We start from the raw sequence: 12,291 nt of genomic DNA on the forward strand, positions 1-12,291 counted from the left end.
GGTCCGGGCGCGTAAACTGGGACGTCGCGCGGCCCGCAGCGGGTACCGCGCAGCCGCAGACCCCGGAGGGAGACCATGGCCAAGAAGAACGTCGATGATCCGCGCAAGATCGTGGCGAACAACAAGAAGGCCCGTCATGACTACGTGATCGAGGACGTCTTCGAGGCCGGACTGGTGCTCTCGGGCACCGAGGTCAAGGCGCTCCGGATGGGTCGCGCGTCCCTGACGGACGGCTACGCCGCCATCGACCGCGGCGAGGCGTGGCTCGAGAACGTCCACATCCCCGCGTACTTCCAGGGCACGTGGAACAACCACGCGCCGCGGCGGCGGCGCAAGCTGCTGCTGCACCGCGAGGAGATCGCGCGCCTGGAGTCGAAGTCCCGGGAGAAGGGGCACACCCTCATCCCGCTGTCGCTGTACTTCCTGGACGGCCGTGCCAAGGTCGAGATCGCGCTCGCACGAGGCAAGAAGGAGTACGACAAGCGCCAGACCCTGCGCGAGCAGCAGGACATGCGGGAGGCCCAGCGGGCGATCCGGCACAAGGAGATGCTCGGCTGAGGAAATAACGTTCCCGGCCAGGGTGTTGATCACCTAGACTGGGAGCACTTCACGGGCGAGAGCCCGGGGAGCTGGTTGACAACACCATAGGGGCTGATCGGTTTCGACGGTGGTCGTGCTTCGAGGAGAAGCGGGCCGAGGATGCAGGCTTATCTCGTAAACGATGCCTGTAAACCAATAGTTGCCGATAACTCGCGCAACGACTTCGCCCTCGCCGCCTGAGCGAGCCCGAAGTCCGTGGGCCCGGAGTCTGCTTTCGCTCCGGTAGTCCGCGTCATCTAGAAAGCCACTGCTCGTAGCTCTCGTCATCGGGGCTACGGGAACACTTAGATGACTGGGCCTGTCCGCGAACGTGTCTGCGCGAGCGCGGGGGCCGAGAAAATCCATAGCAGACTGCGCCCGGAGAAGTCCTCGTTAACCGATACCGGACCCGGGTTCGATTCCCGGCAGCTCCACGTGACAGCCATGTGGCAGAAGGCCTCGCCGGTGTTCCGGCGAGGCCTTCGTCGTGCCCGGGGTCTGGTGCCCGCCTCGCGGGCCGGGCCCCCTACTCGACGTCGCGCAGTGCCGACAGCACCGCGACCGTCTCGGCGCCGTACGTGTCGTCGGCGTAGCGCTGGATGCTGCCGTCGTCGTAGACGACCGTCACCCGGACGTAGCCGTTCTCGACCCAGCCGCTGAGGCCGCCGAGGTCGTCGAACACCTCGCTCTGCAGCTCGTCGGCGCCGGATCCTGCTCCGGCCGCCCCGGCGTTGTCCGGCGCGAGCCGGGGGTCGTCGTCGGACGCGGGCGGCTCGGCCGGGGCGGCGCCCGCCTCGGTGAGGTGGAAGGTCGCGCCGTCCCAGGTGCCCTCGACCGTGTACTGGCCCCAGGTGGTGCTCTGTGCGGACTCCTCCGCCTCGACGGCGTCCCAGTCCCATCCGGCGATCTCGGGTCCGCCGCACTGGGGCGGGTACGACTCGGCCACCCCGCCCAGGCAGAGCTCGGGCGGTCCGTCGCCCTCCTGGAGCACGGTCGCGACGGCGGTCACCGGGCCCGGCGCCGAGGGCGCGGGCGGCGCGGACACCGCAGTGTCGCCGGTCTGGTCACCGTCGGATGCGGGGTCGGCGGGGCTGGCGGGGTCGGCGGGGCCGGCGCACGCGCCGAGCAGCAGGACGCCGGCCAGGCCGGTGCCGAGGGCGCGGAGTGGTGCTCGCAGCGGGCTCATACCCGCTATGTGTCGGCGCTTGCGCGCCAGCCGCTGGTCGGAAGTGCGCCTCTACCCAGTCATCTGGCCCAGATCTACTGTGGTTTCCGGGCCAGATGACTGGGTAGAGGCGCACTTTGCCGGGGCCGACGCCGACCGGGCACCAAGCACCGGGCGCCACGCACCAGGCGCCGGCCAGGTGGTGCCGAACACGCCGGGATCGAAGCCGAGCAGGAGGCTGGCATCGAACACGCTCGCGTCGGTTGACATGCCCTCGCCGGAACGGGCCGCAGCGGAGTTCGTTCCAGGCTCGCGCCAGCGGTTGGGCTTGCGCGAGCAGATGACGCGCCAGGATCGCCGCTCGCTGACGGCCCGACTGCGTGCGAACTCGACCGACCTCGGCCCAGCTCGGGCGCCCGGGACGCTATCCGATCCGTGCTCGACGAGTGGTGTATCCACCGGGTCGCGAGCGAGGCAGCCGTCGGTTTCTGCCGATGGCAGACAGGGTCGGTTCGACGAGCAGTGCGAACATGTGTGTCATAGGTTGATGGCATGACGCGAACGGGTGAGGTGTTGACACGGACAGGCGACGAGCTGCCTGTCGGGTCGGTGCTGCCCGGCGGTGGAGTGCCGTCTGATGGTGCCGTGCGGGCCGGGATCGTAGATGCCGCGGTGGTTGATGCTGCGGGTGTGCGGGCGGTGCGTCAGATGGTGGCGGGCATGGTCTTGCCGGGTGCCGACGAGATGGTCAGGGTCGCGGGTGCGAACGTTGGCGTTGGTGTGAACGATGGCCCGGGTGGCGGGCCGCGGGTGCAGGCGGAGTGGGTGGACCTGCTCGGTGAGCTGGAAGCGTTGAAGAACGCGGTCACGGCGACGCAGGCCCGGTTAGCCGTGATGTTGGATGAGGCCACGAAGTCCGAGGAAGCCGGGCAGGGCATCCGGGCCGAACGCAGGGGTCGTGGGGTCCCGAACCAGGTCGGTGCCGCCCTGCGGGTGAGCCCCCACGCCGGTGCCGGGTTCGTGAGCACGGCCCGGGTGTGGGTCACGCAGATGCCGCACACCTTCGCCGCGTTGCAGGCTGGGGTGCTGTCCCCGTGGCGGGCCACCCTCCTGGTCCGGGAGACCTCACACCTGACGGTGGAGCACCGTGCCCTGATCGACGAGGAGATCTGCGGACCGCAGCACCTGGCGGACCTGGCCCGGATGGGCACGCGCCGCCTGGTCGCTCGGATCAAGGAACTGGCCGCCCAGTTGGATGTGCACGCGTGCGTCAAGCGCAACGCCACGGCCGTGTCGGAGCGGCGGGTGTCGGTGCGTCCCGCACCCGACCTGATGGTCTACCTGACCGCCCTGGTCCCGATGGCGCAGGGTGTGCAGGCCTACGCCCAGCTCAAGACCCACGCCGAGATGGTCAGGGCGGGCGGTGATGGGCGGGGTGCGGGGCAGATCATGGCCGACACCCTCATCGAACGCGTCACCGCCCGTCAGCCTGGCCACACGAACGACGTACCGGTCACGATCAACCTCCTGGTCTCGGACGAGACCCTGCTGGCCGGTGGTAACGAGCCCGGTGTGGTGTTGGAGGGCGCCCCGGCGGGTGTGGGCACGGTCCCGGCGCCGGTCGCCCGGCATCTGGCGGCGCATGCGATCGAGACCGACACCGCGTGGCTCCGGTCGATCTATGTGAACCCGCACGGTCGCCTGGTGGCGACGACGTCGACGTCAAGGTTCCACCCCCAGGGCCTGGCCGCGCTCCTGCGTGCCCGGGAGCAGGGGATCTGCGCCACGACGTGGTGTGACGCCCCGATTCGGCACCTGGACCACGTCACCCCATTCATCGAGGGCGGACCAACGAGCCTCGATAACGGGCAGGGCTTGTGCGCCCGGTGCAACCACGCCAAGCAATCACCCGGTTGGTCGCAGAAGACCACCCAGGTCGACGGCCGGGATGCTGTGGAGACGATCACACCCACGGGGCACACGTATGTCTCGGTCGCGCCCACACCACCGACACCGGTCACGACCGGCAATGCAACGCCGGCTCGTGGTGCGCTGGTTCGCACCACAGTCCGCGACGCGATCCCGGTCCCTGACACGACACCTGCTCAGGGCGCGGCACCGGTCCGCGGCACGACCGTGGTTAGTGCCGCCGCAATCCTGCCCGCTGAAGCAGCGGCGACCGGCCCCACCGGACCCGTCCGCGACCAGGCACCAGCCCCCGAGCGATCCACCACCCCAACCTGGACCCCCGCCGTCGGCATGACGGGACCGAGCAACGGGCACACACCCCGCAGCCGCTACCAGATCGGCTGCCACACCAACCCCCGCAACGCCCCGATCCCTTACCGACCAGGCCCACCCGGCCGGCGCCGCCCGCCACCGCCTTCACGCCAAACAGCACCTCGGCGACCAGCGTCCTACGGAGGCCGCCAGGCCGACCTCGCCTGGACGCACCCTCGCTGAGGCCGCCCGCTCGACGATCCCGCACCTCCGGGGCACACTGGCAGCGGCGCGGACACCGGGGTTCGCGGCGGAGAGCTGGAGGGCCCATGGCCGACTACGCGGACGTCTACCGGCGCAGCCTCACCGACCCCGAGGGGTTCTGGGGTGAGCAGGCGGCCCTCGTCTCGTGGTTCCGCAAACCGACCCGGGTGCTCGACGGCGACAACGCGCCGTTCTACCGCTGGTTCCCCGACGGGCGGCTCAACACCTGCTACAACGCGCTCGACCGGCATGTCATCGCGGGACGGGGCGAACAGACCGCGCTGATCTACGACAGCCCGGTCACCGGCGACGCGGAGACGATCAGCTACGCCACCCTCCTGCAGGACGTCGCGGCGTTCGCCGGCGCCCTGCGCGACCTCGGCGTCGGACAGGGCGACCGCGTGGTGATCTACATGCCCATGGTGCCCGAGGCGGTCGTCGCGATGCTCGCCTGCGCCCGCCTGGGCGCGGTGCACTCGGTGGTGTTCGGCGGGTTCGCCGCGAACGAGCTGGCCGTGCGGATCGACGACGCGCAGCCCAAGGTCGTCGTGTCGGCGTCCTGCGGTATCGAGCCGAGCCGGGTCGTGGAGTACAAGCCGCTGCTGGACCGGGCGCTCGAGCTGGCCGACCACGCGCCGGCGTCGTGCGTGGTGCTGCAGCGGCCGCAGGCCGTGGCGACGCTCGTCGAGGGGCGGGACCTGGACTGGGCCACCGCGATGCGTGCCGGGCGCACCAACCCCGCGCCCTGCGCCGAGGTCGCGGCGACGGACCCGCTCTACATCCTGTACACGTCGGGCACCACGGGCCGGCCCAAGGGGATCGTGCGCGACAACGGCGGGCACGCCGTCGCGCTGGCCTGGTCCATGCGCAACATCTACGACATCGAGGCCGGTCAGGTCTGGTGGACGGCGTCCGACGTCGGCTGGGTGGTCGGGCACTCCTACATCGTCTACGGGCCGCTGATCGCGGGCGCGACCACCGTGCTCTACGAGGGCAAACCGGTCGGCACGCCGGACGCCGGCGCGTTCTGGCGCGTGGTCGCCGAGTACGGCGTCGAGGCGCTGTTCACCGCCCCGACCGCGATCCGCGCCATCAAGAAGGAGGATCCGGAGGGGATCCTCGTGGCCGCCCACGAGACGACCTCGCTGCGGCACCTGTTCCTCGCGGGGGAGCGGCTCGACCCCGGCACGTACGAGTGGGCGGGCCGGATCCTCGGGGTGCCCGTCGTGGACCACTGGTGGCAGACCGAGACCGGGTGGGCCGTCGTCGCCAACCTGCGCGGGCTCGACCCGATGCCCACCCGGCCCGGGTCGCCGTCGGTGCCCGTGCCGGGCTTCGACGTGCAGGTGCTGCTGCCGGACGGCTCGGTCGCGGGACCCAACCAGGAGGGGAGCCTCGCGCTCCGGCTGCCGCTGCCGCCCGGGACCCTGCCCACGCTGTGGCGCGACGACGCGCGGTACGTGTCGTCGTACCTCGCCGCCTTCGACGGCTACTACCTCTCCGGCGACGGCGGCTACGTGGACGACGACGGCTACGTCTACGTCATGGGCCGCACCGACGACGTCATCAACGTCGCGGGCCACCGGTTGTCGACCGGCGCGATCGAGGGGGTGCTGGCCAGTCATCCCGCCGTGGCCGAGTGCGCGGTGATCGGCGTCGCCGACGAGCTCAAGGGGCAGGTGCCGCGCGGCCTCGTGGTGCTCAAGGCGGGGGTCGACCCCGAGGGCGTCCCGGCCGAGCTCGTCGCCGCGGTGCGCGACCAGATCGGCCCGGTCGCCGCGTTCAAGGACGTCGAGATCGTCGCCGGGCTGCCCAAGACCCGCTCGGGCAAGATCCTGCGGCGCACCATGCGCCAGCTGGCCGACGGCGAGCACCCCACGGTGCCCTCGACGATCGAGGACCCGGCGGTCCTGAGCGCGCTGGAACCGATCCTCCGCCGGGAGTGACCGTCCTCTGAACGGGACGCCGCGCTAGGGTGTCCGGCGTGCACCAGCCCGGAGATCCTGGCCTTGTTCCCCTGCCTGCGTCGACGCAGGTGCCGGGAGGTTCGGTGCCGCTCCGTGACGGCGCGCGGGTCCTGACCGACCCGGCCCTGCGGCCCGCCGCGCGCAGGTGGCGCCGGGTCACCGAGGAGGCCTTCGGGATCGACCTCGTGCCGGTGACCGACGGGCCCGCCGACGTCGTCCTCGCTCTCGCGTCCGACCTGCCTGACGGGGGCTACCGGATCGAGGTGCGCGCGAACCCCGCGGCACCCGGGACGGTGCACGTCGAGGCCGCGGACCTCGCCGGTGCCCATGCCGCAACGCAGACCCTGCGCCAGCTCGCCGGCCCGGCCGCCTTCCGCCGGGCGCCCGCGGACTACCGGGGACCGTCCGGGGGTACCCCGGCACCCATGCTCCCGGTCGTGCGGATCGAGGACCACCCGCGGTTCGCCTGGCGCGGCGTGCTGCTCGACGTGGCCCGCCACTTCCTGCCCAAGCACGACGTGCTGCGGTTCGTCGACCTCGCCGCCGCCCATCGGCTCAACGTGCTGCAGCTCCACCTCACGGACGACCAGGGCTGGCGCGTGCAGATCGACCGGTACCCGGAGCTGACGCGCACCGGGGCGTGGCGGCGCGAGTCCACCGTCGGCACCTGGCGCACGGGCTCCCGCGACGGACGTCCGCACGGCGGCTTCTACACGCAGGACGACCTGCGCGAGATCGTGGCCTACGCCCGCGACCGCGGGATCACCGTGGTGCCCGAGATCGACGTGCCCGGCCACGTCGAGGCCGCCGTCGCCGCCTATCCCGAGCTCGGCACGCGCAAGGACCGCAGCGGCGTGCGCACCACGTGGGGCATCAGCCAGGACGTGCTCGACCCGTCCGAGGGTTCGCTCGCGTTCTTCCGGCACGTGCTGGACGAGGTGCTGGACGTGTTCGACGCGCCCTGGATCGGCCTCGGCGGGGACGAGGTGCCGCCGACGCTCTGGCGCGAGTCGCCGCAGATCGTCGAGCGCGCCCGGGCGCTGGGCCTGTTCGGGCCGGACGGCGCCGTGGACGTCAGCCGGCTGCACGGCTGGTTCGTCGCCCGGCTGGCCGAGCACGTGTCCGCCGCGGGCCGCCGTGCCGTCGTCTGGGACGAGGCCGTCTCGCCGATGCTCCCGCACGACGTGATCGTCACCTCCTGGCGCGGGTATGCCCAGGGCGCCGCCGCGCTCGCCGCGGGGCACGACGTCGTCATGGCGCCCGAGCAGGCCGTCTACCTGGACCACCGGGCCGGCGACCACCCGGCGGAACCCATCCCGGTCGGCTTCCTGCGCACGATCGAGGACGTCTACGCCTTCGACCCGCTCCCGGCGGAGCTGGTCGAGGCGCAGCCGGCCGGCGGCCGGACCGGGCGGCTGCTCGGCGCGCAGGCCCAGGTGTGGACCGAGCACCTCGACAGCGCGCGCCGCGTCGACTACGCGACCTACCCGCGGCTGGCCGCGTTCGCCGAGGTCGCCTGGTCGCCGCGCGGCGACCGGGAGCCGGGCTCGGCGGCGTCGAAGGAGTTCCTGGACCGGCTGGAGCGGAACCACCTGCCGCGCCTCGACGCGTACGGCGTCGAGTACCGGCCGCTCGCCGGGCCGCACCCCTGGCAGACCCGGCCCGGCGTCCAGGGCTACCCGCGGGACCTCGCGGCCGAGACCGCCGTCGGCGGCTGGGCCGGGCTCGGCGGCTGGCGGGAGGACGGCGGCGTCGAGAACCTGCCGGAGCGGAGCCCGGTGGACGACCCGGCCCCGGAGCGCGACACGTGACCGGCACCGTCCAGGTCCGTGGGGCCCGCCTGCCCCAGCCCGACGGGACCCTGTCCGAACCCCTGGACCTGCACGTCGTGCGGGGCCGGATCGCGGCGATCGCCCGCGCGGGCGCGCGGGACCTCGCCGTGCCGGACGTCGCGGGGCCGGAGGCACCGACCCTCGACGCGCACGGTCGCGTCGCCCTGCCCGGGTTCGTGGACGCGCACACGCACGCCGAGGCGGCCGTCTTCGAGCCGGACGTGCAGCTCGCCATGCTCCGCCAGGGCATCACGACGATCGTGACCGGCCAGGACGGCGTGTCCTTCGCGCCGTCCGACCCCGCCACCTACGCGTGGGCGAGCACGTACTTCGCCGCGATCGACGGCGACCACCCCGTGTTCGCGGGCGGGTCCGTGGGCGACCTCCTGACGACCTACCACCGCACGGTCCCGGTGAACGTCGCCTACCTCGCGCCCCACGGCACCATCCGGTACCGGGTGCTGGGGGCGGCGCAGCGACCGGCGTCGGACGACGAGATCGCGGCCATGACGGACCTGCTGGAGCAGGCCCTCGACGACGGCGCCTGCGGCCTGTCGACGGGCCTCGAGTACGTGCCCGCCGCCTACGCCGACGAGCGCGAGCTGGTCGCTCTTGCGAAGGTGGTCGCCGCACGCGGGCTGCCGCACGTCAGCCACATGCGCGGCTACGAGGACAAGGGCGTCGCCGGGCTCGACGAGCTGCTGCGGATCGCCCGCGCGTCCGGCGTCGCCACCCACGTGTCGCACCTGCACGGTCCCGCCGGCGACCTGCTGGACCGCATCGGGGCGGCACGCGCCGCGGGCCACGACCTGACCTACGACTCCTACCCCTACCTGCGCGGCTGCTCCATCCTGTCGATGGTCTCACTGCCCACGTGGCTCCCCGTGGCCGACGCCGCCGCGACCGTCGCCGCCCTCCGCGACCCCGCCATCGCCGGACGCCTGAGCGAGCACTTCGCCGGCCTGAGCGACCTCTGGCCGCGGATCACCTTCGCGTCCGTGCCCGGCATGGAGTGGGCCGAGGGCATGACCCTGCCCGACGTCGCGGCCCGGCTCGGGCGCTCGGCCCCCGACACGGTGGTCGAGATCCTCACGACCACCGCGCTGCGCGCGAGCTGCGTGTTCGCGCAGCCGCCCACCAACTCGCCCGAGTCGGTCCGCACGCTCGCCGGGTACGAGGGCCACCTCGCCGGGTCCGACGCGATCTACCGGGGCGGCCGGCCGCACCCCCGCGGCTGGGGCGCCTTCGCGCGGTTCCTCGACGAGCACGTGCGCCGCGGCGCGTGGAGCTGGTGGGACGCGGCCGAGCACCTGTCGGCCCGGGCGGCCCGGCGGTTCGGCCTCGCGGGCCGCGGCCGGCTCGTGCCCGGTGCCGTGGCGGACCTCGTGCTCGTGGACCCGGGCCGGGTCCAGGACGAGGCGACGTACGAGCTGCCGCGCACGCCGGCCACGGGCATCGAGGACGTGCTGGTGGCCGGGATCCCCGTCCTGGCGAACGGAGCCCTCACGGGAGAGACCCCGGGGCACGGCCTGCGGCCCGCATCGGGGTAGTAACGCCCGACAAACGGACCGTTTCGTCGGCACACCGACCCGCACGGCAAGATGGGGGCGTGCTGCGCATCGACGACCCCCGGTTCTCCTGGCCCCTGCTGACGCTCGACGAGCCGGCGCTGGACCACAACATCGCCACCGTCGCGGGCGCCTTCGCCGCCGCGGGCGTGGAGCACGCACCGCACGTCAAGACCCACATGTCCCGCCAGATCTGGGAACGGCAGGTCGCCGCCGGGGCGTGGGGCGCCACCGTGGCCACGCCCGCGCAGCTCCGCACGGCGCTCGGCTGGGGCATCCCCGGCGCCGGGCGCCGGGCGTTCCTGGCGAACGAGCTCGTGGACCCCCGCGAGATCGCCTGGCTGCGCACCGCCCTGGGTGACGGCACCGCGGACGAGGTCTGGGTCTACGTCGACTCCGCGCGCGGCGTCGACCTGCTCGCCGCCGGGTTCGCGGGCGCCGCCCCGCAGGTCGCGGCGCGGCTCGGTGTGCTCGTGGAGCTCGGCGTCCCGGGCGGCCGCACCGGCGCGCGCACCGTGGCCGACGTCGCGGCGCTCGCGGGCCGGGTGCACGACGCCGGGCTGCGCCTGGTCGGCGTCGCCGGCTACGAGGGACCCGTCGCAGGCGGCACCAGCGACGAGGAGCTCGCCGCCGTCGGCCGGTGGTGCGACGGGCTGCGGGAGGCCGGGGCGCAGGTCGCGGACCTCGTCGACGGGCCCGTGGTGCTGAGCGCGGGCGGCAGCGCCTTCGCCGACGTCGTGACGCGGCGCCTCGGGGAGCCGCTCACCGCCGCGGACGGCGGGCAGGTGCCCACCCGCATCGTGCTCCGGTCCGGCGCCTACGTGACCCACGACCACGGCCACTACCTGCGCACCGACCCGTGGACCCGCCTGGGCGCCGAGCCGCTGCGCCCCGCGATCACGGTCTGGGCCTCGGTGCTGTCCGCCCCCGAGCCCGGGCTGGTCATCTGCGGGATGGGGCGCCGCGACGTCTCGTTCGACATCGACCTGCCGACGCCGCTCGTGGTGCGCCCGGCCGGCGCCGACGGCCGGATCGGCGACGCCCGCGAGCTGTCCGGCGTGGCCGTGACCGCGCTCAACGACCAGCACGCCTACCTGTCCCTCGACGAGGCCGCGGACGGCGCGCTCCGGCCCGGCGACGTGGTCGGGTTCGGCATCTCGCACCCGTGCACCACGCTCGACAAGTACCGCACCGCCCTGGTGACCCGCGGCGACGAGGTCGCCGAGCAGGTCACGCTGAGCTTCTGACCGAACACCGAACCACAAGGAGACACCGATGACCGCGAAGACCGCCATCTCGACCCCGGGCGCCCCGGCGCCCGCGCACACCTTCCACCAGGGCGTGCGCAAGGGACCGTTCGTGCAGGTCTCGGGCCAGGGCCCCATGGACCCGGCGACGAACGAGTACGTGCACCTGGGCGACGTGGCCGCCCAGACCACCCGCACGCTCGAGAACGTCCGGGCGATCGTCGAGGCCGGCGGCGCGACGTTCGACGACGTCGTGATGCTGCGGGTCTACCTCACCAAGCGTGAGGACTTCGCGATCATGAACGAGGCCTACGGCGAGTTCGTGACCAAGCACTGCCCCGGCGGCGTGCTGCCGAGTCGCACCACCGTGTTCACGGGGCTCCCGCGCGAGGAGATGCTCGTCGAGATCGACGCGCTCGCGGTCACCGACTGACCCGGACTACTCCGCGGGGGCGGGCTCCGGATCCGGTGTGGGGGAGGCCGGGCCGCCGTCGCGGCTCCTGGCCACCTGCCGGCGCACGCCGACCACCACCAGCAGCACCAGGCCGGCCAGCACGAGCCACGGCGTGATCGCGCCGAGCACGAGGACCACCACGTTGAACGTGCTCACCAGGGCGCTCCACCCCGCGGACAGGCCGCCGAGGAACCCGCCGGGCCGGGCCTGCGCCGCCGGCGTGCCCTCCGCGACGATCTCGACGTGCAGGGTGGACATCGCCACCTCGTCCGAGAGCCGGTTCCGCTCGGACACCCGCGAGTCCAGCTCGGCCTGACGGGTCGCGAGCTCGGCCTCGATCTCGATGAGGTCGGCGGTGCGGTCGGCGCCGGCCATGAGCTCGCGCAGCCGGTCGGTCGAGGTGCGGAGCGCCTCGATGCGGGCGTCGAGGTCCTGCGCGGTGCCGGTCACGTCCACCGTCTCGACGTGCCGGTCGCGCACGTCGCCGAGCTCGTCGAGGGCGTCGAGGGTGGCCGAAACGCGGTCGGCGGGGATGCGGAGCGTCATCGACGCGCTGCCCAGCTCGTCGTCGGTCTCGGCACGCTCGTCCCGGGCCTCGACGCGGCCGCCGGCCTCCTCGACCAGGTCGGCGATCTGCTCGGCCGCGTCGAACGGGTCGTCCACCACGAGGGTCGCGTTGCCGGTGGTGATGAGCTCGCGGTCGACGGCCTCCTCGCGGGCCTCGGCGACGCCGATGGCACCGGCGGCCCCGTCGGCCGCGGTGTCGGGCGCCGCCATCTCGCTGCGTGCGGCGCCGCCGTCGGTCGCCGCCTCGGATCCGCTGGAGTCCCCTGCTCCGCCGCCCGAACATGCTGCCAGGGACACGGCGAGCGCGCCCCCGACGACTGTTGCCAGAAGTGCGTGGACGAGTCGGCGCGCGGGTGGGCCCGCGTCCCCCAGGGCAGACCGGTTGCGCATCATGGGACGAGCGTAGGAGCCCGACGGTGTCGGAACCC

At 73.3% G+C, this 12,291-nt stretch carries 9 protein-coding genes and 1 other RNA gene; 8 read left to right on the top strand and 2 right to left on the bottom strand.

Features of this window, described 5'->3' with window-relative positions:
• Positions 1-75: 75 nt before the first annotated feature.
• Together smpB and ssrA are read left to right on the top strand one after the other, a co-directional pair.
• Positions 76-558, top strand: a complete 483-nt coding sequence (gene smpB, locus QRN56_RS10240; protein ID WP_285102881.1) for an SsrA-binding protein SmpB — start codon at positions 76-78, stop codon at positions 556-558.
• A gap of 89 nt (positions 559-647) precedes the next feature.
• Positions 648-1,016: a transfer-messenger RNA gene (gene ssrA, locus QRN56_RS10245) on the top strand.
• An 89-nt stretch (positions 1,017-1,105) separates the two neighbouring features.
• Here the strand turns inward: ssrA and QRN56_RS10250 are convergent.
• Positions 1,106-1,765 (bottom strand): hypothetical protein, encoded by a 660-nt coding sequence (locus tag QRN56_RS10250; protein WP_285102883.1) that lies wholly within the window; start codon positions 1,763-1,765, stop codon positions 1,106-1,108.
• 699 nt (positions 1,766-2,464) lie between these two features.
• Between QRN56_RS10250 and QRN56_RS10255 the strand changes: the two genes are divergently transcribed.
• The 6 genes from QRN56_RS10255 (at position 2,465) to QRN56_RS10280 (ending at position 11,275) form a co-directional block, all read left to right on the top strand.
• The gene (locus QRN56_RS10255) at positions 2,465-4,207 is read left to right on the top strand and encodes an HNH endonuclease (RefSeq protein ID WP_285103165.1); all 1,743 of its coding nucleotides are present in this window, start codon (positions 2,465-2,467) and stop codon (positions 4,205-4,207) included.
• A gap of 86 nt (positions 4,208-4,293) precedes the next feature.
• A complete protein-coding gene (locus tag QRN56_RS10260) occupies positions 4,294-6,174 on the top strand; it encodes a propionyl-CoA synthetase (protein ID WP_285102885.1) in 1,881 nt (626 codons plus the stop codon).
• A 38-nt stretch (positions 6,175-6,212) separates the two neighbouring features.
• The gene (locus tag QRN56_RS10265) at positions 6,213-8,006 is read left to right on the top strand and encodes a beta-N-acetylhexosaminidase (protein ID WP_285102887.1); all 1,794 of its coding nucleotides are present in this window, start codon (positions 6,213-6,215) and stop codon (positions 8,004-8,006) included.
• Positions 8,003-9,577 carry an N-acyl-D-amino-acid deacylase family protein gene (locus QRN56_RS10270; RefSeq protein WP_285102889.1) on the top strand — a complete coding sequence of 525 codons (1,575 nt, stop codon included), beginning with the start codon at positions 8,003-8,005 and terminating at the stop codon, positions 9,575-9,577. Before QRN56_RS10265 ends, QRN56_RS10270 begins: the two co-directional genes overlap by 4 nt.
• Before the next feature lie 59 nt (positions 9,578-9,636).
• Positions 9,637-10,842, top strand: a complete 1,206-nt coding sequence (locus QRN56_RS10275) for a type III PLP-dependent enzyme domain-containing protein (RefSeq protein WP_285102891.1) — start codon at positions 9,637-9,639, stop codon at positions 10,840-10,842.
• Positions 10,843-10,870: 28 nt separating this feature from the next.
• Positions 10,871-11,275, top strand: coding sequence for a RidA family protein (locus tag QRN56_RS10280; protein WP_285102893.1), 405 nt, complete (start codon positions 10,871-10,873; stop codon positions 11,273-11,275).
• 6 nt (positions 11,276-11,281) lie between these two features.
• On the opposite strand, the gene QRN56_RS10285 is transcribed toward QRN56_RS10280, so the two are convergent.
• A complete protein-coding gene (locus tag QRN56_RS10285; protein WP_285102895.1) occupies positions 11,282-12,256 on the bottom strand; it encodes a DUF4349 domain-containing protein in 975 nt (324 codons plus the stop codon).
• Positions 12,257-12,291 lie beyond the last annotated feature (35 nt).

Source organism: Promicromonospora sp. MEB111 (assembly GCF_030209445.1).
GTDB lineage: Bacteria > Actinomycetota > Actinomycetes > Actinomycetales > Cellulomonadaceae > Promicromonospora.

Bases quoted from the DNA above. Each gene is read 5' to 3' on its own strand.
- QRN56_RS10280 (WP_285102893.1), top strand. From the start codon at position 10,871: ATGACCGCGAAGACCGCCATCTCGACCCCGGGCGCCCCGGCGCCCGCG.
- QRN56_RS10260 (WP_285102885.1), top strand. From the start codon at position 4,294: ATGGCCGACTACGCGGACGTCTACCGGCGCAGCCTCACCGACCCCGAG.
- QRN56_RS10250 (WP_285102883.1), bottom strand. From the start codon at position 1,765: ATGAGCCCGCTGCGAGCACCACTCCGCGCCCTCGGCACCGGCCTGGCC.
- QRN56_RS10255 (WP_285103165.1), top strand. From the start codon at position 2,465: ATGGTCTTGCCGGGTGCCGACGAGATGGTCAGGGTCGCGGGTGCGAAC.
- QRN56_RS10285 (WP_285102895.1), bottom strand. From the start codon at position 12,256: ATGATGCGCAACCGGTCTGCCCTGGGGGACGCGGGCCCACCCGCGCGC.
- smpB (WP_285102881.1), top strand. From the start codon at position 76: ATGGCCAAGAAGAACGTCGATGATCCGCGCAAGATCGTGGCGAACAAC.